This window comes from Nonomuraea sp. NPDC047897 (assembly GCF_043204415.1).
In the GTDB taxonomy this organism is placed as follows: Bacteria; Actinomycetota; Actinomycetes; order Streptosporangiales; family Streptosporangiaceae; genus Nonomuraea.
On record NZ_JBIDCC010000018.1, the window covers coordinates 63,740 to 85,456 of the forward strand.

Here is a 21,717-nt window from a genome sequence, read left to right on the forward strand (position 1 = left end):
GGGGCCGCCTTCGCGTGGTGCGGGAGCGGGCGATCAGCCGAGGACGCGGTCGAGGTAGGCGTTGCCGAACAGCCGGTCCGGGTCCAGCCGGTCGCGCAGCGCGACGAAGTCGGCGAACCGCGGGTAGACCGTGGCCAGGTACGCGGCGTCGCGGGTGTGCAGTTTGCCCCAGTGGGGCCGTCCCTCCAGCCGCGTCATGATCTCCTCGACGCCCTCGAAGTACGCCGGGTGCGGGGTCGGCCGGTACATGTGGCAGGCGACGTACCCCGTCGGCCGCCCGTACGCGGTGGACAGCCACGCGGTGCTCGGCGGCGTGACCCGCACCTCCACCGGGAAGGTGATCCGCCACCCGGCCCGCTCCACCAGGTCGCGTGTCTCGCGCAGCGCCCGGCCGAGATGTTCGCGCGGCACGGCGTACTCCATCTCCAGGAAGCGCACCTCGCGCCGCGAGGTGAAGACCCGGTACGAGACGTCCACGGCCTCGGAGTCGGCCAGCGCCGCCGCGCTGAGCGCGTTGATCCGGGGGATCAGGCCGGGCAGCCGGGCGCCGGCGGCGCAGGCCAGGCCGAAGAGGGTGTTCTCCAGGAAGACGGCGTCCAGCCAGTGCTTGACCGCGCTCGGCGGCCGGGCCGGTCCCGGGTCGCGGTTGCCGGTCTTGACCAGGCAGGTGTCGGTGTGCGGCAGCCAGAAGAAGTCGACGTGCTCGTCGGTCGAGGTGATCTCGTCGAGCGAGCCGAGCATGCCGCTCAGCGTGGCCCGCCGCCGGCGGCTGCGCAGCAGGAACGCGGGCTCCACCCGCAGGGTCACGGCCGTGAGCACGCCGAGCGCGCCGAGCCCGACCCGGGCGGCGTCGAACAGGTCCTCGCCCGGCGCGGCGGTCACGACTGAGCCGTCGGCGAGGACCAGTTCCAGCTGGGTGACCTGGTCGGCCAGGCCGCCGGTGTCGCGGCCGGTGCCGTGCGTGCCGGTCTGGATGGCGCCGGCGACCGTCTGCTCGGTGATGTCGCCCATGTTGGCCAGGGCCAGGCCCCGCTCGTGCAGCAGCTCGTTGAGCGCCTTCAGCGGGGTGCCGGCGAGCACGGTGACCTGGTCGCCGGCCAGGGAGCGGACGCCGGTCAGCGCTGTGGGACGCAGCAGGATGCCGTCGGTGAGTGCGACGCCGGTGAAGGAGTGTCCGGTGCCGACCATGCGCACCCGGCGGCCGGTCGCGGCGGCGTCGCGCACCGCCCGCGCGACCTCCGCCGCGGAGGCGGGCGTGCGGACCTCGGAGGGGCTGGCCGACTGATTGCGCGCCCAGTTGGTGAAGACCATGGCCCCTCCGAGGCTCGTTCGACTAAACGTGAACGATACTCAGTTTTCCCAGCCTTGGGGAAGCGGGAAGACGTCGCCCGGCTTGAGGTCCTGCTTCTTGACGACCTCGGACACCGTGACCAGGTGGTAGCCGCGGCTCTGCAGCGTCTTGACGATCGAGGGCATCGCGTCGACGGTCTGCTTCACCCAGTCGTGCATGAGGATGATGCCGTCCTGCTCGGCGATCTCGAGCGTCTGCTTCTTGATGGCCTCGACGTTCTTGGTGTCCCAGTCACGGGAGCCGGCCGTCCACAGGACGATCGGCATGTCGAACTCGGCGGCGACCTCCGTCACCTGCAGGTCGGCCAGCCCGTACGGCGGGCGGAGGATCTTGGGCTCGACGCCCGCGGCCTTCTTGACCTCGTCCTGCGTCTTCTTGATCTCGCTGCGAATGGCCCACGGCTCGATCTCGGTGAACTTGGGGTGCTTGTAGCTGTGGTTGCCCAGCTCGTGGCCCTCCTCCGCCATGCGCTTGACGTAGGAGGGGCGGCTCTTCACGTACTGGCCCTCAAGGAAGAACGTCGCCTTGGCGTTGTACTTCTTCAACGTGTCGAGCAGCGTGCCCGCGTACTTGCCCGGTCCGTCGTCGAAGGTCAGCGCGATGCACTTGACCTGCGTGCAGTCGACGGGCTTGGGCGTCTTCTTCGCCGCCGCCGCCTTGCCGGCCGGGGGGGTGGGGGTGGGAGTGGTGTGGGCGAGCGCGGGTGCCGGGATGAGGGCGAGCGTGACAGCCGCGATGGCCAGAAGTGAACTGCTTTGTCGGGACATAAGAGTCGTATCCAATGTGAAGGGTGTTGCGAGGGATGTCTCGACCGTAGCGGATCAGCGTTCGGCGGGTGAAGCCACGTCGGGAATCCTCAGCAAACTCGAACCTCCCACACCCACCACGACGGCGACCGCCGCGGCGGCCAGCGCGAAGCCGTAGGCGTTGGACGCGCCGAACGTCTCGGTGAGCCGGCCACCGGCCCACGCGCCGATCGACACGCCCAGCCCGATCGAGGTCGAGATCCACGCCATGCCCTCGGTGAGCAGCGACGACGGCACCAGCCGTTCGGTCAGCGAGAAGCCGGTGATGAGCGTCGGCGAGATGGCCAGCCCCGCCACGAACAGCGCCACGGCCATCACCTTCGCGTCGCCGATGAAGACGATCGGCAGCAGTCCCACCGCGAACACGCCGAGCGCGCGCACGAACCGCCCGCGCAGCGAGATCCGCCAGTGCCGCGAGCCGAACCACAGGCCCGACACCATCGACCCGCCCGCGAACGCCGCCAGCAGGAATCCGGCGGCGCTCTTGACGCCCTCCTCCTCGGCGAACGCCACGGTGATCAGGTCGACCGAGCCGAACACCGCGCCGAGCGCCAGGTAGACGCACGACAGCAGGGCGATGCCGGGGATCAGGATCGGCGTGCCGCCGCCACCCCCGCGGACCGGCTGCACCGGCGGCTGCGTGCGCCGCTGGGCCGCCAGCGCGAGCGAGCCGCCCAGCATGGACACCAGCGCGACGAGCAGTCCCGCGTACGGGTTGATCGCGGTGGCCAGCACCGTGACCAGGGCGGGCCCGGTGACGAAGATCACCTCGTCGGCCACCGACTCGAAGGCGAAGGCGGTGTGCAGCCGGCCCGAGCCGGCGTGCAGCGCCGACCAGCGGGCCCGCACCATCGAGCCCAGCGACAGCGAGGTCGCGCCGACCAGCAGGCCGGCGGCGTACAGGACCCACTCGGGCAGCCCCAGCCGGGCGCACAGCATCAGCCCGCCCAGCGCGAGCGCGTTGACCAGGGCGAACGGCACGATCACCCGGGCCTGGCCGAACCGGTCCACCAGCCGCCCGGACAGCGGGGCGGCGATCGCGAAGGCGAGGTTGGTGGTGGCGGCGACCGCGCCGGCCACGGCGTACGAGTCGGTGAGTGCGGTGATCAACAGGATGATGCCGATGCCGAGCATGGACATCGGCATCCGGCCGAAGAAGCCGGCCAGCACGAAACCCTTGACGCCGGGCCCGTCGAACAACCCCCGGTAAGGCCCGACCACGTACTTTCCTCCTGTCACGCTACCCGCTTACCTTTACGTGCCGTATGTCCGGACGGCAAGTGGTTTTCCCTGTGTTTCGGCTAACCTTTCGCGGGTGTCGGGACTTCCTTCGCTCCGCGCCGTGCTCCTCATGGCCGCCGCCGCGGTCGCGCTGACCGTGGCCGGCGGGGGCGTGGCGGTGGTCCTGGGGGACGACACGTCGCGCACGGCCCGCGAGACGCCCCGCGTGCAGGCCTTACGGCCGGCGCAGCCCGAGCGGCTCGACCGGCTTGTGCCCAGCACGGCCCCCGTCAACGACCAGCGCGCCGACTTCGGCGCCGGCGGCCCCGGCGTCACCCCCACCCCACCCCACCTGCTCGCCGTCGCCCGTGGCGAGGTGTCCAAGCGGACCCGCCACGCGCTGGCCGCGATCAGGCACGTGCAGAAGGTGGCCGTGGCCGACGCCGGCACGGTGCAGGTGTCGGGCACCGGCGTCAACCTGCTGGCCGTGGACCCGGCCGAGTTCCGGTCCTGGACGCCCAAGACGGTCGCCGACCAGCCCGCCGTGTGGAGCGCGCTGGCCAGGGGCGAACTCGTCGCCGAGTCGTCGGCCGCCCGGCGGCTCGGCCTGGTGCTGGGCGCCGGCTACCAGGTGGACGGCGGCCCGCGGCTGCGCCTGGCCGCCTCGGCGCCGCTCGGGCTGAAGGGCATCGACGGGCTGGTCAGCAAGGAGACGGGCGCCCGGCTCGGCCTGGCGAGGGGGGTCGCGGTGCTGCTCCACGGCGCCCGGCCCGACATCAGTCAGGCGCGGGTGCGGCGGCTGCTCGGCTCGGGCGCGCAGGTGCTCTCGCTGACCGCCACGCCACGCAAGCCCCGGACGACGGCTGACCAACCCCAGGCCGGACAACCCCAGGCCGACCAACCCCAGGCCGGACAGCCGCGCGCCAGGCAGACCCCGGGCCCGGCCGCGGCCGGCCGGCCCACCAGCTACCTCGACCTCTACAAGCAGTCGGCCACCCGCTGCCCCGGCCTGTCGTGGACCGTGCTCGCCGCGATCGGCCAGGTGGAGAGCTCGCACGGCCGCAACAACGGGCCGTCCAGCGCCGGCGCGCTCGGGCCGATGCAGTTCATGCCCGCCACCTGGAAGGCGTACGGCGTGGACGGCGACGGCGACGGCAAGGCCGACATCTGGAGCCCGTACGACGCCGTGCCCGGAGCCGCCAACTACCTGTGCGCGAACGGCGCCGGGAAAGGCGGACAGAAGCTGCGCAAGGCGATCTGGTTCTACAACCACTCGTGGGACTACGTGAACAAGGTGCTGGGCATCGCCGAGGCCTACGCCCGCGCCTACGCCTGACGTGCGGCGCCGGGCCGCGCCGGGGCCGGGCAGCACGTCAGCGCGCACGGCACCGGCTCCGGCTCGTCCATGAGCTCGCGCACCATCCGGACGAACGCCGGGTGCGTGCCCGCCGTCGCCGCCCGCTCCATCGGCAGGCCCAGCTCCTCGGCCACCTGCCGGGCCTCGGTGTCGAGGTCGTAGACGACCTCCATGTGGTCGGACACGAACCCGATGGGCACCAGCACGACCGCCGGCGCGTCAACCTTGCGCAGGTGGTCGCACACGTCGGGCTCCAGCCACGGCACCTGGGGCGGGCCGCTGCGCGACTGCCACACCAGGTCCCACGGCCCGGTGCGGCCGAGCGCCTCGTTGACCAGCTCAGCCGAGCGGCGCAGTTGCGCCTCGTACAGGCCGCCCTCGGGACCGGCGCTGCGCGCCATGCCGACCGGGATGCTGTGCGCGGTGAACACCAGCCGGGCGTCGTCGCGGCCCAGCCTCGCCAGCGCCTGCCGGGTGTGGTCGGCCATCGCCTCGACGAACCCCGGATGGTCGCCGAAGTGACGCATCTTGACCAGCTCGGGACCGCCCTCGATCGAGATCCTGGCGATGTCCTCGTAGTACTGGCGGCAGCTCGAGTAGCCGGCGAAGGCCGAGGTGGCGAAGACCGCGGCCCTGCGCACGCCGTCGTCCTTCATCCGCCGCACGGTGTCCTCGCCGAACGGGTGCCAGTTGCGGTTGCCCCAGTAGACCGGCACGCCCGCCACCGGGCGCAGCGCCTCGACCAGGTCACGGTTCTGCTGGTTGATCGGGCTGACCCCGCCGAAGCCCTGGTAGTGCTCGGCCACCTCAAGCAGCCGTTCGCGCGGCACGCCGCGCCCGCGCACCACGTTCTCCAGGAACGGCAGCACGTCGTCCGGCCCCTCGGGACCGCCGAACGACAGGACCAGGAGCGCGTCGTAATTCCCCACGTGACAACCCTATGCCGGGGCGGTGACGGTCCACGCCGCGAGGTAGGTTCGATCGGGTGAGCGCATTCAACGACATACGCGACTATGTGGCCGTCCCCCGAGTTCTCTCGCTGAAGCTCTCGCCCGACGGCTCCAGGCTGGTCTGCGCAGTGCAGTCACTCAACCCCGACGGCAAGTCGTACGGCACCGCGCTCTGGGCGATCCCCGTCGGCGGCGAGCCGCCCCACCGGCTGACCCGCTCGGCCAAGGGCGAGAGCGCCGCCGAGTTCACCGCGGCGGGTGACCTGCTGTTCACCTCGGCCCGCCCCGACCCCGCGGTCAAGGACGCCGCCGACGAGGTGCCCGCCCTGTGGCTGCTGCCGCGTGCCGGCGGCGAGGCGCGCCAGGTGGCCGCCCGCCCCGGCGGCGTCGCCGCGGTCCGCACGGCCGGCGACGTGGTCGTGTTCGCCTCCGACGTGCTCGACGGCGAGGAGGCGGACGAGGCGGAGCGCCGCAAGGCGCGCAAGGACGCCGGGATCAGCGCGATCCTGCACGAGAGCGCCCCGGTGCGCTACTGGGACCACGACCTCGGGCCGGGCCGCACCCGGCTGTTCGCCGCCCGGCTCGGCGACGGCGACCGGCTGGAGGACGTCCGCGACCTGACGCCCGACCCCGGCGAGGGCCTGCGCGACGTGTCGTTCGACCTCACGCCCGACGGCTCGACCGTGGTCGCCACCTGGCGCGTGCACCTGCCGCTCGGGCAGTTCCGCGCCGAACTGGTCGCCATCGACGTCGCGAGCGGTGAGCGGCGCGTGCTGTTCGCCGACGACCGCCACGACTTCACCGGGCCGCTCTCCGTCTCGCCCGACGGCGCCCGCGTGGCCTGCGCCCGCGACCGGCACACCGCCCTGGATGTGTCCGCCCGCTCCGAGCTGTGGATCGGCGACCTGGCCACCGGCGAGGGCCGCGCTTGCGCCGCCGACCTGTTCCCGACGGACCTCGCCTGGGCGCCCGACTCCTCGGCCGTCTACCTGGCCGCCGACCACCAGGGGCGCCGCCCCGTCTTCCGGGTCGGGCTCGACGGCGAGGTCACCCGGCTCACCCTGGACGACTCGGCGTACCTCGGGCTCAACCCGTCGCCCGACGGGCGGTCGCTGTACGCGCTGCGCAGCGCCGTGGACCGCGCGCCCGGCCCGGCCCGGATCGACCTCGCCACCGGTGAGATCACCGACCTGCCCTCGCCCGCGCCGCGCCCCGAGGTGCCCGGCACGCTCACCGAGATCTCCGCCACCGCCGACGACGGCGCCACCGTCCGCGGCTGGCTCGTGCTGCCGGAGGGCGCCTCCGCCGCGCACCCCGCGCCGCTGCTGCTGTGGATCCACGGCGGCCCGGTCGCCTCCTGGAACGACTGGCAGTGGCGCTGGCAGGCATGGATCATGGCGCAGCGCGGCTACGCCGTCCTCATGCCCGACCCGTGCCTGTCCACCGGGTACGGCCAGGGCATGATCGACCGCGGCTGGGGCGACTGGGGCCCGCGCACCATGGCCGACCTCGACGCCATCGTGGACGCGGCGGTGGCCAGGGACGACATCGACGCCGAACGGCTGGGCGCGATGGGCGGCTCGTACGGCGGCTACATGGCCAACTGGGTCGCCGGGCACAGCGACCGCTACCGGGCCATCGTCACCCACGCCTCGCTGTGGCACCTCGACCAGTTCGCCGGCACCACCGACGCCCCCATGTACTGGCAGCGGGAGTTCGGCGACCCCGGCTCCGAACGCTACGCCAGGCTCTCCCCGCACCGCTTCCTCGACCGGATCGACACCCCGATGCTCGTCATCCACGGCGACAAGGACTACCGGGTGCCCATCGGCGAGGGCCTGCGCCTGTGGTGGGACCTGCAGCGCGTCGGCGCCGAGGCGAAGTTCCTCTACTTCCCCGACGAGAACCACTGGATACTCAAACCGGGCAACATCATCGCCTGGTACGAGACCGTTCTGGCATTCTTGGCCCAGCACGTGCTCGGCCAGGAGTGGAAGCGCCCGGACTCGGTGGCGTGATGACGAACCACACCGACTCCACCGACGCGGCCGGTTTCCTGCGGCTGGCCGAGGACATCGCGCGCGAGGCGGGCGACATGCTGCTCGCCAAGCGCCCCGGCATGTCCACCGCGTACGGCGACATCGAGACCAAGTCCAGCCCCACCGACGTGGTGACCGCGCTGGACAAGGCGTCCGAGCAGCTCATCCGCGCCCGCATCCAGGCCGCCAGGCCCGGCGACCGCATCCTCGGCGAGGAGGAGGGGGAGGCCGGCGGCGACTCCGCCGTGCGCTGGATCGTCGACCCGATCGACGGCACCGTCAACTTCCTGTACGGACTGCCCGAGTGGGCGGTGTCCATCGCCGTCGAGGTGGCCGGGCGGATCGTCGCGGGCGCGGTGAACGTCGTGCCACGCGGCGAGCTGTTCACCGCGGCGCTCGGCGCGGGCGCCCACCTGAAGACGGCCGCGCCCGGCGGCGAGCGGCTGCGCTGCAACACCGGTGTGCCGCTGGAGCGGGCGCTCGTGGCGACCGGGTTCGGCTACGCCGCCGGACGCCGCGCCGTCCAGGGCGAGGTGGTGGCGGCCGTGCTGCCGAGGGTGCGCGACATCCGGCGCGGCGGCTCGTGCGCGGTGGACCTGTGCTCGGTGGCCGCCGGCCGGGTGGACGCCTACTACGAGCGCGGCGTCAACCGGTGGGACTACGCCGCGGCGGGACTGGTGGCGAGCGAGGCCGGCGCCCGGATGGGCGGCCTGAACGGCGAACCGGCCGGATCGGGGCTGGTGCTGTGCGCGGCGCCCGGCCTGTTCGAGGACCTGCACGACCTGCTCGTCTCGCTCAACCCTGATCGCGACGCCTGACGTCTCGCTCGACCCTGATCGCGACGCTGGAGCGCCTCGCCTGCCGAAGCGGGGCCGGACATGGGAACGGCCGGGGCCCTCCTCCTCCACAGGGCCCCGGCCGTCGTCGTGCGGTCAGCCGGTCAGCGGGATGCCGTGCTCGTCCGCCAGGCGGCGCAGGTCCGCGATCTCGGCGGTGAGGGTGTCGGCGAGGTAGTCGTCTCCGGTGTCGCGGGCCTCGCGGAGGCCCTGGTATGCCTGGTCGAGACGGTGTTCGATCGTGGTCGTGAACTCGCCCATTCTCACCTGCTTTCTGCGGGGGTAACAGAAACTTCCGGGGCGAAAGCACCCCGCCCGTGCCATCGCACGTGGTCAAGGGTGTCCACCAGGCATACCCACGCCCGTCGTCGTCCCAAACCACCGAGGTGCCGCGCCGGCCGTCCGGTGGCTCCATCCGGCCGGCGCATGCCTTACCGTGCGCTTATCGACGTGCTGGGCAGAATGAACGCGGGAACCGGAAAGAGGTGCATCGGGCGTGCGGGTGCTGGTGGTTGAGGACGAGCGGGTGCTCGCCGACGCGATCGCGACCGGGCTGCGGCGCGAGGCGATGGCGGTGGACGTGGCCTACGACGGCGGCGGCGCGCTGGAGCGCACCTCCTACATCGACTACGACGTGATCGTGCTCGACCGCGACCTGCCGGTCGTGCACGGCGACGAGGTGTGCCGCCGCCTGGTGGCCCAGCGGACCGCCTCCCGCATCCTCATGCTGACGGCCTCGGGCGACGTGGACGACAAGGTGGAGGGGCTCGGCCTCGGCGCCGACGACTATCTCGCCAAGCCGTTCGTCTTCGTCGAGCTGGTCGCCCGGGTGCGGGCGCTCGGCCGCCGCTCGGCCCCGGCGTTGCCGCCGGTGCTGGAGCGCGGCGGCATCCGGCTCGACCCGGGCAAGCGGCTGGTCGAACGCGACGGGCGGGAGATCAGCCTCACCAAGAAGGAGTTCGCGGTCCTGGAGGAGCTGATGCGCGCCGAGGGCGCGGTCGTCAGCCAGGAGGACCTCCTGGACAAGGCATGGGACGAGAACATCGACCCGTTCACCAACGTGGTGCGGGTGACGATGATGACGTTGCGCAAGAAGCTGGGTGACCCTCAGGTGATCGAGACGGTGCCCGGAGTGGGATACAAGCTGTGATCCCGTCCCTCCGAGGCGGCGCGTTCGGCGGAGGGCCGGCGGAGGAGGCTCGGTGACCGAACGGCAGGACGGGCGTGAGGCGGTGCCCACGCATCCCATGATCAGCCCGCATTCGGAGCGCAAGGCGACGCGGGTGCAGGCTCCGCCGCCCAGCGGCCCGCCCGTCTGGGACGGTCCCCCGCCGCCCACCCACAACCCCCTCCAGCGGACTGCGCGCGAGCGCGTGCGGGAGCTGCCCGCCAAGCTGAGCATCCGCTGGCGGCTCACCCTCCTCTACAGCACGCTGTTCCTCGGGGCCGCCGGTGTGCTGCTGTTCTCCATCTACGCGATCGTCGGCCGGGCCATCGACGGAGGATGGCCGCGCCTCGACCTGAGCGAGTCCGGCCTGGATCCCCGTCTGGAGCTGCTGGCGCAGATCCAGTGGAAGGAGGCGCAGCAGGACGCGGTGCGGGAGGCGCGCGACATGCTGCTGCGCAGCTCCATCCTCGCCCTGGTGGGCGTGGGCATCCTCGCCGTCATCCTCGGCTACTTCGTCGCCGACCGCGCCCTGCGGCCCGTCGCCAAGATGAACGCCACCGCCCGCAAGCTCTCCGACAGCAACCTCGCCCACCAGCGCATCGACCTGCAGGGCCCCGACGACGAGCTGAAGGAGCTGGCCGACACCTTCGACGCCATGCTCACGCGGCTCAACGTCGCCTTCGACACCCAGCGCCGGTTCGTCGCCAACGCCTCGCACGAGCTGCGCACCCCGCTCACCATCAACCGGACGGTCCTGGAGATCGCGCTGTCCGACCCGGAGGCGTCCGAGGACCTCAAGGCGCTCGGCCGCACCCTGCTGGAGGTCAACGCCCGCAACGAGAAGCTCATCGAAGGGCTGCTGCTGCTCGCCAGGAGCGAGCGGGAGCTGGCCGTGCGCAAGCCGCTCGACGTGAGGGACGTGGCCCGGACGGCCGTCGAACAGGTCACGCCTTTCGCCGAGGAGCACCGAGTAACCCTCGCCACCGATCTGGTCAGCGCGCCTACCGTCGGTGATCCGGTGCTCCTGGAGCGGTCCGTCAGTAACCTCCTTGAGAACGCCGTGAAGTACAACATTCCCGAAAACGGAAAAGTCTGGGTCCGGACGGGAATGGTGGACGGTGCTCTGGTTGTTCAGGTGGCCAACACGGGGCAGCACGTCCCGGCGTACGAGGTGAACAGCCTGTTCGAGCCGTTCAGGAGGCTTCACGCGGATCGCGTGGATTCGGCCAAGGGAGCGGGTCTCGGGCTGTCCATCGTCCGGGCCGTGGTGCAGGCACACGGGGGCAACGTGACCGCGGTGCCCCGGGAAGGTGGCGGGCTGGTGGTGACCATTCGGTTGCCGAGTCGCTGATCCGGCGTGTTGGTCCGGTGGGGGCGTCTCGTTCTTGCCGCACATGTGGTTGGATGTGCCGTCGAAACACGGTGGTGCGTGACGCCCGGGCTGTGGGTTTCGCCATATTTGGCTAACCATCGCCACTGGCAGCAGGCCCTGACGTGTTGGGAGGTTTCGTTTGCCGTTCTCCAGGGGTACCGATGCACAATCTTCCCCGACGAGCGGGCACAAGACGTACCTCTCGGACGTTAGAAGACGCGCGACGAGCGCGAAGACATATAGATGAGGGGGATGGAGTAGCACCATGGCTACCGACTACGACAGCCCGCGCAAGACAGACGACGACCTCGGCGAGGACAGTCTGCAGGAGCTGCAGGCGCGCCGCACCGACAAGTCCTCGGGCAGCATCGACATCGACGAGACCGACCTGGCGGAGTCCCTGGAGCTGCCGGGCGCTGACCTGTCCAACGAGGAGCTCAGCCTGCGGGTCATCCCGCGCCAGGCTGACGAGTTCACCTGCTCGCGCTGCTTCCTCGTGCACCACCGCAGCCAGCTGGCCTCCGAGAAGAACGGTCAGCAGGTCTGCCGGGAGTGCGCGGCCTGACCGGAGCGAAGGATCTCGGGGCTTCGTCCGGCATGAACCGATGCCGGCCGGGCACTGAGCTGTCGCGACCATAGGACGGAGGCTTCGCGTGGCCGAACCGGACAGGGACCAGCAACCGCACAGTGAGGTCGCCGACTCCGACGTCGGCGAGCTCGTCGGCAGGCTCACCGAACCCGGTGACCTGGAGCCGGCCGAGCGGCGCAAGCTGCTCGGCCGCCTGACCCGTGCTCTGCGTCAGCGCTCGAAGCAGGCGAAGGCCGAGGGCACCGGACGGGGCCGGTGGCTGGCCGACGTCTTCCTCAGCATCACACCCCGCATCCCCATCCGAGACGTCCAGACCCTCTCGGAGCATCACCACGGACTGACCGGCGAGTTGCTCGCCGACGACCTGATACGCACCGCCCAGAAGGCCACCATGACGGTCGGCGCCATCGGCGGAGCGCTCGCGGCGGCCGAGTTCGCCGCCCCGCCCCTGCTGCTGTCGGCCCCCGCCCAGCTCGTGGCCGAGACCCTCGTGGTCGCCGCCATCGAGGTCAAGCTGCTCGCCGAGCTGCACGAGGTGTACGGCGTGCGCGTCGAGGGCACCGGCCCGCAGCGCGCGGCCGCGTTCACGGCCGCCTGGGCGAAACAGCGTGGCATCGACCCGCTGGCCCCCTCCTCCGTCACGCTGGCGCTCGGCGCCGCGACCAAGACGGCGCTGCGCAACCGCCTCATGCGGACGCTCGGGCGTCACCTGACCACGCTTGGCCCGTTCCTCACCGGCGCCGTCGCGGGCGGCGCGCTCAACCGGCTGGCGACCAAGAAGCTCGGCGAGGCGATCCGCACCGACCTGCGCGGCAAGCTCCCCGCACCCCCCGAACGCAAGCGCCTCGGCCGCTGATCCCCACACTCCTGCCCCCCGCCGCTCGGCAGGGTCGGGACACGCGGCGGAGGGCGGCTCACCGAGGCGCATCCGGTCTCATCTCCCTGCTGCGGCCGCGGAACTCCGCGACCACCTGGCCGTCGTTCCGGCGCACCGTGACGTCGTAGATGCCGCTGCGGCCGAAGCGGGTGCGCTCGGCGGCCTCGGCCACCAGCCCGTCGCCGGCGCGGGCCGGGGCCACGAACGTGACGTCCGCGCCGGCCGCCACCGTGACGGGGCCGTAGGTGTTGCACGCGCAGGCGAACGTGGTGTCGGCCAGCAGGAAGACGTAGCCGCCGTGGCACAGCCCGTGCCCGTTGATCATCTGGTCGGTCACCGTCATGCGGCACACCGCCCGGCCCTCGGCGAGGTCGACCAGCTCGATGCCGAGGGCGGCGGAGGCGGTGTCGGCGTCCAGCATGCGCCGCGCGCTCTCCACTCCAGCCCCTCTCCACTGACCGAATGTTCGGTAAACAAAACACTTCGTGACGGTGCCTGTCAAGGGGGTCGGGATCGGCGCGGCGGCGGCTTGCCAAGTGCGGGTGCCGCCGTGCCGGGCAGGGCCGGGTGCCGCCGTGCCGGGCAGGGCCGGGGGGAGGGTGGCGCCGGGATGGCCGGGAGATTTCGGTCCGGCCACCATCTGGAACATTTGGGCGAAATGTGTTAATCGCGTTTGTTTATGCAGGTCCTGGGCATGGTGCCTTAGGCGCCGCTCGCCGTCTGCGAGCTCGCGGCGAAGACTGGCACCGGTGGCCCGGCCGAACCTCGGCCGTGGCCGGCCCCTCCCTGGGCCCCACCAGCCGCTGGGTCGCCGTGCCAGGTCCCCGCCCGGGACCAGCGGGCGGCGGTCGCCGTGAGCCGCGCGGCGCGGCTCTCGACAAGCTGAGCCTAGGAGGACTTGGGTGGATGGCCGTAGCTCGTTCCTGATCGTCGCCAATCGGTTGCCGGTCGACCGGTCGATCGAGCCCGACGGAACGGCCTCATGGCGCAGGAGCCCCGGAGGGCTCGTCACCGCCATCGCACCGGTGATGCAGCGCCGCCACGGCGCCTGGCTCGGGTGGCACGGCGCGCCCGACGAGACGCTGGAGCCGCTCGAACAGGACGGGATGAGCCTCATCCCGGTCCCGCTGTCGGCCCGTGAGGTGGAGCTGTACTACGAGGGCTTCTCCAACGCCACGCTCTGGCCCCTCTACCACGACGTGGTCGCACCCGCGATCTTCGAGCGGGAGATGTGGGACGCCTACCGCGCCGTCAACGAGCGCTTCGCCGTCGCCGCGGCCGAGGCCGCCGACGAGGGCGCGGTGGTGTGGGTGCAGGACTACCAGCTCCAGCTCGTCCCCGCCATGCTCCGCAAACTCCGCCCCGACCTGCGCATCGGATTCTTCCTGCACATCCCGTTCCCGCCGGTGGAGCTGTTCTGGCGGCTGCCGTGGCGCAAGGAACTCGTCGAGGGCCTGCTCGGCGCCGACCTGGTCGGCTTCCAACTGCCCGGCGGCGCCTCCAACTTCCGCCGGCTGTGCCGCAGGCTGCTCGGCCTGCCGTACAAGGGGAACGAGATCTTCCTCGACGACCGGGTCGTCACCACCGCCGCGTTCCCCATCTCGGTCGACTTCGGCGAGCTGGACACGCTCGTCCGCGAGCCGCACATCATCCAGCGCGCCAAGGAGATCCGGGCCGAGCTGGGCGACCCCGAGCACGTGCTGCTCGGCGTGGACCGGCTCGACTACACCAAGGGCATCGGCCAGCGGCTGGAAGCGTTCGGCGAGCTGCTGGAGGACGGGACGCTCGCACCGGGAGAGGCCGTGTTCGTGCAGATCGCCACGCCCAGCCGCGAGCGGGTGGAGGAGTACCGGCGGCTGCGCGACGACATCGAGCTGCAGGTCGGCCGGATCAACGGCGAGCACTCCACGCTCGGGCTGCAGCCGATCCAGTACTTCCACCAGTCGTACGGCCGCGAGGAACTGGCCGCCCTCTACCTGGCCGCCGACGTCATGGTCGTCACGCCGCTGCGCGACGGGATGAACCTGGTGGCCAAGGAGTACGTCTCTTGCCACCACGACCTCACCGGGGCGCTGGTGCTCAGCGAGTTCGCCGGGGCGGCCGACGAACTGCGGCAGGCCTACCTCGTCAACCCCTACGACGTCGAGGACGTCAAGCGGCAGATGATGGCCGCCATGCGGGCCACACCGCCCGAGCTGGCCCGGCGCATGCGCACGATGCGGCGCCGGGTCGCCACCTACGACGTGGACCGCTGGGCAAGCGAGTTCCTCAACGCCCTGGAGTCACCTGCTTCAGCGCCCGCCACGAGTCATAGCGCTTCTTGGCCGTCCGATTGACCACGATCTGCGCCACGGACATGCCCACCCCCATCACGACCGCGTAGCCGATCGCCTCACCCATGCTGACCTCGGGGGAGTCCGGGTCGACCGGCGGCTCCTTGCCCGTCGTCTTCACCCAGACGAACCCGAGGATCTTGCGTGCCGCCCACGCGGTCGCCAGACCCACCAGTCCGCCGACCACCCGCCAGGCGACATCGGGCCTCTCCTCTGCCATGCGGCGTCTCCTTCCCGTAGGTAACGAACACTAGTCTCCACCGCTGGTGCGACCGCGGAAGCCGTACCATAAGGTGGCATGACTCAACAGCGACTACGCCATGCGCCCATGCCGGAGAAACCGACTCTCGACGGCTTGGAGCAGGTATGGGTAGCCCGCTGGGAGGACCAGGGCACCTACCGCTTCGACCGGTCCAAGACGCGTGAGCAGGTCTACTCGATCGACACGCCCCCTCCGACCGTCTCCGGCTCTCTGCACGTCGGCCACGTCTTCTCCTACACCCACACCGACACCATCGCCCGCTTCCAGCGGATGCGCGGGCGCGAAGTGTTCTACCCCATGGGCTGGGACGACAACGGCCTGCCGACCGAGCGCCGCGTGCAGAACCACTTCGGTGTCCGCTGTGACCCTTCGGTGCCCTACGACCGCGACTTCACACCTCCCGCCAAGCCCGACCCCAAGCGGCAGGTGCCGATCTCGCGCGGCAACTTCATCGAGCTGTGCGAGCGGCTGACCCTCGACGACGAGAAGGCCTTCGAGCGGCTGTGGCGGCGCCTCGGGCTGTCGGTCGACTGGACCATGACGTACGCGACCATCGACGGCCACGCGCGGGCCGCCTCCCAGCGGGCGTTCCTGCGCAACCTCACGCGCGGCGAGGCCTACCTCGCCGAGGCGCCGACCCTGTGGGACGTCACCTTCCGCACCGCCGTCGCCCAGGCCGAGCTGGAGGACCGCGAGTGGCCGGGCGCGTTCCACCGGATCTCCTTCTACGGCGAGAAGGGGCCCGTCTGGATCGAGACCACCCGGCCGGAGCTGATCCCGGCCTGCGTGGCCCTCGTCGCCCACCCCGACGACGAGCGCTACCGGCCGCTGTTCGGCACCACCGTGCTGACGCCGGTCTTCGGCGTCGAGGTGCCCGTGCTGGCCCACCGCCTGGCCGAGCCCGACAAGGGGTCCGGCATCGCGATGATCTGCACGTTCGGCGACCTCACCGACGTCACCTGGTGGCGCGAGCTGGCCCTGCCGACCCGGCCCGTCATCGGCCGCGACGGCAGGCTGCTGCCCGAGCCGCCCGACGGCGTCGACGCCGAGCCGTACAAGGAGCTGGCCGGCAAGACCGTGCACAGCGCCCGCGAGCGGATGGTGGAGCTGCTGCGCGAGTCCGGCGACCTCGACGGCGACCCGCGGCCGGTGCAGCGGACGGTGAAGTTCTACGAGAAGGGCGACCGGCCGCTCGAGATCGTCACCACCCGCCAGTGGTACATCCGCAACGGCGGCCGCGACGCCGGGCTGCGCGAGCAGCTCCTGGCCCGGGGCGCCGAGCTGCGCTGGCACCCGCCGCACATGCGGGTCCGCTACGACAACTGGGTGCAGGGACTGGCCGGCGACTGGCTCATCTCCCGGCAGCGCTTCTTCGGCGTGCCGTTCCCGGTGTGGTACCCGCTGGACGAGGCGGGCGAGCCCGACTACGCCCGCCCGTTGCTGCCCCGCGAGGACGAGCTGCCGATCGACCCGTCCGCGCAGGCCCCTGCGGGCTACACCGAGGACCTGCGCGGCAAACCGGGCGGCTTCGTCGGCGACCCCGACGTCATGGACACCTGGGCCACCTCGTCGCTCTCCCCGGAGATCGCCGGCGGCTGGGAGCGCGACCCCGACCTGTTCGCCAGGGTCTTCCCGATGGACCTGCGGCCGCAGGCCCACGAGATCATCCGTACCTGGCTGTTCTCCACCGTGGTCCGGGCGCACCAGGAGTTCGGCGCGCTGCCGTGGAGCGACGTGGCCATCTCGGGGTGGATCCTCGACCCCGACCGCAAGAAGATGTCCAAGTCCAAGGGCAACGTCACGACGCCGCTCGGGCTGCTGGAGGAGTACGGTTCCGACGCCGTCCGCTACTGGGCGGCCAGCGGACGGCCCGGCACCGACACAGCCTTCGACACCGGGCAGATCAAGGTCGGGCGGCGGCTCGCCATCAAGATCCTCAATGCGTCGAAGTTCGTGCTCGGTTTCCCCGAGGCCGAGGCCCAGACCGGGGCCGGGGCCGGGGCGGAGGTCGGCGCCGACCCGCTCGGACTCGTCACCGAGCCGCTCGACCTGTCCATGCTGGCCGCGCTGGCCGACGTGGTCGAGGAGGCGACGCGGGCGTTCGAGAACTACGACTACACCCGGGCGCTGGAGGCGGCCGAACGCTTCTTCTGGTCGTTCTGCGACGACTACCTGGAGCTGGTCAAGGCCCGCGCCTACGAGACCGGGCCGCGCGCGGCCTCCGCCCACGTGGCGCTGCGCCGGGCGCTCGACGCGCAGTTGCGGCTGTTCGCCCCGTTCCTGCCATTCGTCACCGAGGAGGTCTGGTCGTGGTGGCGCGAGGGCAGCGTGCACCGCGCCGCCTGGCCCGACGCCCGCCGTGGCTCCGGCGACCCGGCCGTGCTGACCGTCGCCTCCGAGGTGCTGAGCCGGGTGCGCAAGGCCAAGTCGGCGGCCAAGCTGTCGATGCGCGCCGAGGTCTCCCGGCTCACCGTGTCGGGGCCCGAGGCCGCGCTCGTGCGGCTGGCGCAGGACGACCTGTGCGGGGCGGGCAACGTGGAGGAGTTCGTCCTGGCGGACGGGCCGGAGCTGACCGTCGAGGTCACTCTGGAGGAGGGCCGCTGACGAGCGGCCCGTGACGCACGGCCGGCACGGCGCCCTCCGCCGGAGGGCGCCGTGCCAGACCCGATCATTCAACGGCGCGCATTACCCGGCCGGACGTGCCAGTCTGGGAGTGTGCTGAAGGACCGCCCCACCAAGCTCGTGCCACCCGTGCTGGCCACGATGGCCGCATGGTGTGCCTGCCTCATCCTCGTCGGCGTGGTGGTCTACTTCTTCGCGCTCGGCATCGGCCGGCTCAGCTTCGTGGCGCTGCCCGTGGCGATCGCCCTGCTGCTGACCGCGCTGCTGTTCCCGCTGACCAACAGCCTGCGCCAGGCCGGCATGCGGCCCATCTACGCCACCTGGATCACCATGCTGGTGGCGCTGGCCGTGCTCGTCGGCACCGGCTGGCTGATCGGCGCCCGCGCCACCGAGGAGTTCCCCAACCTCGTCGAGCAGGTGCAGGCCACCGCCCGCGACGTCCAGGAGTGGCTGATCACCGGCCCGCTGCACCTGCAGCAGGCGCAGATCACCCAGTACGTCGACGAGGTCGCGGCGATGGTCAACACCCAGCGCACGGCGATCACCGGCACCGTCCTGTCGGCCGGCGCGGTCGCCGTCGAGGTGCTGGCCTCGCTCGTGCTGCTGCTCTTCGTCACGTTCTTCCTGCTCAAGGACGGCGACCGGATCTGGGGGTGGTTCCTCAAGGGATTCGGCTCGATGTCACCGCGCGTCGACCGGGCGGGCCGCGCCGCGTGGACCACGCTGTCGCACTACGTGCAGGGCACCGTGGCCGTCGCCGCCGTCCACGGGCTGATCATGGGCATCGTGCTCGCCGGCATGGGCGTGCCGCTGTGGGCGCCGCTGGCCGTGCTCATCTTCCTGGCCAGCTTCATCCCGATCGTCGGCATCTTCTTCGCCGGCACGGTCGCCACGCTCGTCACGCTGGGCGCCAAGGGCATCGTCTACGCGTTGATCTTCGTCGGCATCCTGGTGGTGGAGCAGCAACTGGAGAACCACGTCCTTCAGCCGCTGATCGTGGGCCGGGCGCTCAACTTCCACCCGCTGGCGATCATCATCGTGCTGGCGGTCGGCGGCATCCTCGGCGGCATCGCCGGGGCGGCCGTGGCGGTGCCGGTCGCGGCCGTGATCTACCGGGCGCTGCCGGAGCTGCGCCACCAGCCGATGGCGCTGCCACCGGCCGAACCGTCGGCCCCGCCGGGCGGCCCCGAGCCGCCGGGCCCGGCACAGCCCTCCGACGACGACGCGCGGCCGGCCACCACGGGCCCCGCGACCGCGAGTACCGAGGCCGCCGCGGCCCCCACGACCACGAGTGCCGAGGCCGCCGCGTCGCCCGCCGGCAGGCCGTCCGAGGGTTCGGAGACAGCCGCCGGCGCGGGGTGATCAGGCCGAGCGCCCCACCGGCAGCGAGTAACCTCGTCATCCGTGACCCGTTCGCCCGTGACGACCCCGCCGCCCGCCCCGTTCCCGTCGGCACGACACTCCACCTGCGTGCCTGGTGCAACGGGATCGCCGGCCGCAAGGCGTACCTTGAGGCTGAGGGGCGCATCGGCGCCTCCGACGGCCCGGTCGCCGTCCGGGCGGCGGCGCTCTTCGTCCAGGTGGACATGGAGCACTTCGCGAGGCACGGCGACGCGGCGGCCATCGCCGCCGAACACCACGAATTCGAGGTGAATCCTTGACCGGTATCGACCCCGCGGCGACCGGCGACCAGCCGGGCACGACGGAGATCCTCATCCAGCGGCTCGACCCCGGCCTGCCCGCGCCCGGCTACGCCCACCCGGGCGACGCGGGCGCCGACCTGCACGCGGCCGAGGACGTGGAGCTGCTGCCGGGCGAGCGGGCGGTCGTCGGCACCGGCCTGGCGATCGCGCTGCCCGACGGCTACGCCGCCTTCGTGCACCCGCGGTCCGGGCTAGCCGCCAGGCACGGCGTCACGCTCGTCAACGCGCCGGGCACGGTCGACGCCGGATACCGGGGCGAGATCAAGGTGACCATCATCAACACCGACGCCAAGGAGCCGTTCCGCGTCAGGCGGGGTGACCGGGTGGCGCAACTCGTCGTCCAGCGGGTCGAACGGGCGGTGTTCCGCGAGGTGGAACGGCTGCCCGACTCGGCGCGTGGCGGCGGCGGGTTCGGTTCGACAGGACGTTGAGCGTCCGCCAGGACGCCCAGGCAGGGGAGAGTGAGACACGTGTTCCGACGTCGTCGGCATGAGCAGTCCGAGCGGGTCGTGCCCGAGGAGGCGACCGCGCCCATGCGTGAGTCCGGCCCGTGGGACGCCGAGGAGCCCCACCCCGACACTGACAGGATCGATCTCGGCGGCCTGCGGCTGCCGCACAACCCCGACTTCGACGTCCGGCTGGCCTCGGTGGGAGACCAGCACATCGGCGTCGTCGCCATCCACGGGGAGAGCACGCTGCAGCTCCAGGCCCTGGCCGCGCCCAAGACGCTGGGCCTGTGGGACGAGGTCAAGACCAAGGTCATGCAGCAGGTGAGCACGTTGCGCGAGCGGCCGGGCCCGTTCGGCACCGAGCTGACCGGCGAGATCACCACCGAGGGCGTCGCCCGCCCGGCCCGCTACATCGGGGTGGACGGCCCGCGCTGGTGCCTGCTGGCCATCGTGCACGGCGACGCGGCCGCCGACGACGCCGCAGCCGGGCCGTTCCTCGACTTCCTGCGCGACGTCGTGGTCGTGCGCGGCGACGAGCCGATGGCCCGCGAGGAGCCGATCGTGCTGCGCAGGCCCAGCGAGCCCGGGGCCGAGACCGACGACCGGCCCGGGCTCAACCCGTTCAAACGGGGGCCGGAGATCAGCGAGATCCGCTGACGGCCCCCGCCCGGCTCTCATCGCATAAGCTGATTCATCATGACTACGGCAGGACCCCCCAAACGCGGGGGATTGCGTGGGTTCTTCAGTCGGCTGGCGTCCCCCCAGACCGAGATCGAGGCCCAGGAGCTGCGGGCGGAGGCCGAGCAGACCGGCGCGACGCCGATCGCCTCGTGTGGCGGGCGGCGTCGCTTCTGCGTAGCCGGTACGCTGCGTACGGTGACACTGCGCCCGCGCGGCGGCGCCCCCGCGCTGGAGGCCGAGCTGTACGACGGGTCGGACGTCATCGACCTGGTCTGGCTCGGCCGCCGCAAGATCGCGGGGATCGAGCCGGGCCGCATCGTCAAGGCCGAGGGTCTGGTCAGCATGCAGGACGGGCGCAAGGTGATGTTCAATCCACGCTACGAGCTGCGCCCAGGGAGTTGATCAGTGAGTACCGAGGCGGACGAGGTCGCCCACGACACCGTGGAGGCGGCCGTACGGTCCCAGCTCGCCAAGGCGTTCGGCGGGGTGCGCGGCATCGTCGAGGCGGCGGTTCCCACGGCGGCGTTCACGCTGTCCTGGATCACCACCGAGGACCTCAGACTGTCGCTGATCATCAGCATCGCGCTGTCGGTGCTGCTCCTCGTCGCCCGGCTGGTGCAGCGGTCCACCCCGCAGTTCGTGATCAACAGCCTGGTCGGCATCGCCATCGGCGCGTTCTTCGCCAGCCGCACGGGTGACGCCAAGGACTACTTCCTGCCGGGCATCCTGTGGAACGGCGCCTACGCCGTCGCCATGCTCGTCTCGATCGTGACCCGCTGGCCCGTCGTCGGGTTCCTCATCGGCTCCGTGACGGGCGACCCGACCGGCTGGCACAAGGACCCCGGCATCGTCAGGCTGTGCACCCGGCTGACGTGGCTGCTCATGCTGCCGTGCGTGGTGCGGGTGGCCGTCCAGCTCCCCGTCTACCTGTTCGGCGGCGGCGACCAGGCCGTGGCGGCGCTGGGCCTGGCGAAGATCGCGATGGGCTGGCCGCTGCAGATCGCCGCGCTGGCCGCGATGGTGTGGGTGCTCGGCCGGGGCCGCACCCCGATCAAGCCGATCGCCCCCGCCTGAGCGGGCCCGTCGCCGCGACGGCGCGGG

22 protein-coding genes are annotated in these 21,717 nt (G+C 71.9%); 15 read left to right on the forward strand and 7 right to left on the reverse strand.

Annotated elements, in window-relative coordinates; genetic code table 11:
* Positions 1–33: 33 nt before the first annotated feature.
* From ACGF0J_RS32705 to ACGF0J_RS32715, 3 genes are read right to left on the reverse strand one after another with little or no spacing between them, the layout of a single operon-like run.
* Positions 34–1,311: a D-arabinono-1,4-lactone oxidase gene (locus ACGF0J_RS32705; protein WP_393152129.1), complete on the reverse strand. Its 1,278-nt coding sequence runs from the start codon at positions 1,309–1,311 to the stop codon at positions 34–36.
* A 39-nt stretch (positions 1,312–1,350) separates the two neighbouring features.
* Positions 1,351–2,118, reverse strand: a complete 768-nt coding sequence (locus ACGF0J_RS32710) for a polysaccharide deacetylase family protein (protein ID WP_393152131.1) — start codon at positions 2,116–2,118, stop codon at positions 1,351–1,353.
* 54 nt (positions 2,119–2,172) lie between these two features.
* A complete protein-coding gene (locus tag ACGF0J_RS32715; protein ID WP_393152133.1) occupies positions 2,173–3,396 on the reverse strand; it encodes an MFS transporter in 1,224 nt (407 codons plus the stop codon).
* A 76-nt stretch (positions 3,397–3,472) separates the two neighbouring features.
* Here ACGF0J_RS32715 and ACGF0J_RS32720 point away from each other — a divergent pair, with 76 nt between their 5' ends.
* Positions 3,473–4,714: a lytic murein transglycosylase gene (locus ACGF0J_RS32720; RefSeq protein ID WP_393152135.1), complete on the forward strand. Its 1,242-nt coding sequence runs from the start codon at positions 3,473–3,475 to the stop codon at positions 4,712–4,714.
* On the opposite strand, the gene ACGF0J_RS32725 is transcribed toward ACGF0J_RS32720, so the two are convergent.
* Positions 4,705–5,664: a ferrochelatase gene (locus ACGF0J_RS32725; RefSeq protein WP_393152137.1), complete on the reverse strand. Its 960-nt coding sequence runs from the start codon at positions 5,662–5,664 to the stop codon at positions 4,705–4,707. The two genes, ACGF0J_RS32720 and ACGF0J_RS32725, sit on opposite strands and share 10 nt — an antisense overlap.
* A gap of 56 nt (positions 5,665–5,720) precedes the next feature.
* On the opposite strand from ACGF0J_RS32725, the gene ACGF0J_RS32730 reads away from it, so the two are divergent.
* Complete coding sequence (locus ACGF0J_RS32730) at positions 5,721–7,703, forward strand: prolyl oligopeptidase family serine peptidase (RefSeq protein WP_393152139.1); 1,983 nt, start codon at positions 5,721–5,723, stop codon at positions 7,701–7,703.
* Positions 7,703–8,542, forward strand: a complete 840-nt coding sequence (locus ACGF0J_RS32735; protein WP_393152141.1) for an inositol monophosphatase family protein — start codon at positions 7,703–7,705, stop codon at positions 8,540–8,542. Before ACGF0J_RS32730 ends, ACGF0J_RS32735 begins: the two co-directional genes overlap by 1 nt.
* A gap of 114 nt (positions 8,543–8,656) precedes the next feature.
* Here ACGF0J_RS32735 and ACGF0J_RS32740 read toward each other — a convergent pair whose 3' ends face one another.
* On the reverse strand, positions 8,657–8,821 hold the full coding sequence (locus ACGF0J_RS32740; protein WP_393152143.1) for a hypothetical protein: 165 nt from the start codon (positions 8,819–8,821) through the stop codon (positions 8,657–8,659).
* A gap of 235 nt (positions 8,822–9,056) precedes the next feature.
* Between ACGF0J_RS32740 and ACGF0J_RS32745 the strand changes: the two genes are divergently transcribed.
* The 4 genes from ACGF0J_RS32745 (at position 9,057) to ACGF0J_RS32760 (ending at position 12,545) form a co-directional block, all read left to right on the forward strand.
* Positions 9,057–9,710 (forward strand): response regulator transcription factor, encoded by a 654-nt coding sequence (locus tag ACGF0J_RS32745; RefSeq protein WP_393152145.1) that lies wholly within the window; start codon positions 9,057–9,059, stop codon positions 9,708–9,710.
* Positions 9,711–9,807: 97 nt separating this feature from the next.
* A complete protein-coding gene (locus ACGF0J_RS32750) occupies positions 9,808–11,079 on the forward strand; it encodes a sensor histidine kinase (protein WP_393152263.1) in 1,272 nt (423 codons plus the stop codon).
* 286 nt (positions 11,080–11,365) lie between these two features.
* On the forward strand, positions 11,366–11,665 hold the full coding sequence (locus ACGF0J_RS32755; protein WP_020542847.1) for a DUF4193 domain-containing protein: 300 nt from the start codon (positions 11,366–11,368) through the stop codon (positions 11,663–11,665).
* 88 nt (positions 11,666–11,753) lie between these two features.
* A complete protein-coding gene (locus ACGF0J_RS32760) occupies positions 11,754–12,545 on the forward strand; it encodes a hypothetical protein (protein WP_393152147.1) in 792 nt (263 codons plus the stop codon).
* 58 nt (positions 12,546–12,603) lie between these two features.
* On the opposite strand, the gene paaI is transcribed toward ACGF0J_RS32760, so the two are convergent.
* Positions 12,604–12,987: a hydroxyphenylacetyl-CoA thioesterase PaaI gene (gene paaI, locus ACGF0J_RS32765; RefSeq protein WP_393152265.1), complete on the reverse strand. Its 384-nt coding sequence runs from the start codon at positions 12,985–12,987 to the stop codon at positions 12,604–12,606.
* Between the two features lie 481 nt (positions 12,988–13,468).
* Here paaI and ACGF0J_RS32770 point away from each other — a divergent pair, with 481 nt between their 5' ends.
* Positions 13,469–14,902 (forward strand): trehalose-6-phosphate synthase, encoded by a 1,434-nt coding sequence (locus ACGF0J_RS32770; RefSeq protein WP_393152149.1) that lies wholly within the window; start codon positions 13,469–13,471, stop codon positions 14,900–14,902.
* Here the strand turns inward: ACGF0J_RS32770 and ACGF0J_RS32775 are convergent.
* A complete protein-coding gene (locus ACGF0J_RS32775) occupies positions 14,835–15,119 on the reverse strand; it encodes a DUF4235 domain-containing protein (RefSeq protein WP_101788618.1) in 285 nt (94 codons plus the stop codon). The two genes, ACGF0J_RS32770 and ACGF0J_RS32775, sit on opposite strands and share 68 nt — an antisense overlap.
* A 78-nt stretch (positions 15,120–15,197) precedes the next feature.
* Here ACGF0J_RS32775 and valS point away from each other — a divergent pair, with 78 nt between their 5' ends.
* The 7 genes from valS to ACGF0J_RS32810 all read left to right on the forward strand — a co-directional run bounded on the left by valS (position 15,198) and on the right by ACGF0J_RS32810 (position 21,690).
* Positions 15,198–17,765: a valine--tRNA ligase gene (gene valS, locus ACGF0J_RS32780; RefSeq protein ID WP_393152151.1), complete on the forward strand. Its 2,568-nt coding sequence runs from the start codon at positions 15,198–15,200 to the stop codon at positions 17,763–17,765.
* A gap of 111 nt (positions 17,766–17,876) precedes the next feature.
* Positions 17,877–19,145: an AI-2E family transporter gene (locus ACGF0J_RS32785; RefSeq protein ID WP_393152153.1), complete on the forward strand. Its 1,269-nt coding sequence runs from the start codon at positions 17,877–17,879 to the stop codon at positions 19,143–19,145.
* Positions 19,142–19,444: a hypothetical protein gene (locus ACGF0J_RS32790; RefSeq protein WP_393152155.1), complete on the forward strand. Its 303-nt coding sequence runs from the start codon at positions 19,142–19,144 to the stop codon at positions 19,442–19,444. Before ACGF0J_RS32785 ends, ACGF0J_RS32790 begins: the two co-directional genes overlap by 4 nt.
* Positions 19,441–19,917 (forward strand): dUTP diphosphatase, encoded by a 477-nt coding sequence (gene dut, locus ACGF0J_RS32795; RefSeq protein ID WP_393152157.1) that lies wholly within the window; start codon positions 19,441–19,443, stop codon positions 19,915–19,917. The genes ACGF0J_RS32790 and dut overlap by 4 nt, the downstream gene beginning before the upstream one ends.
* A gap of 39 nt (positions 19,918–19,956) precedes the next feature.
* Positions 19,957–20,592, forward strand: coding sequence for a DUF3710 domain-containing protein (locus ACGF0J_RS32800; RefSeq protein ID WP_393152159.1), 636 nt, complete (start codon positions 19,957–19,959; stop codon positions 20,590–20,592).
* A 39-nt stretch (positions 20,593–20,631) separates the two neighbouring features.
* Entirely contained in the window at positions 20,632–21,018 is a 387-nt protein-coding gene (locus ACGF0J_RS32805; RefSeq protein WP_393152161.1) for an OB-fold nucleic acid binding domain-containing protein, read from the forward strand.
* A 3-nt stretch (positions 21,019–21,021) separates the two neighbouring features.
* Positions 21,022–21,690, forward strand: a complete 669-nt coding sequence (locus ACGF0J_RS32810; protein ID WP_393152163.1) for a DUF3159 domain-containing protein — start codon at positions 21,022–21,024, stop codon at positions 21,688–21,690.
* The last annotated feature ends 27 nt before the right edge of the window (positions 21,691–21,717 follow it).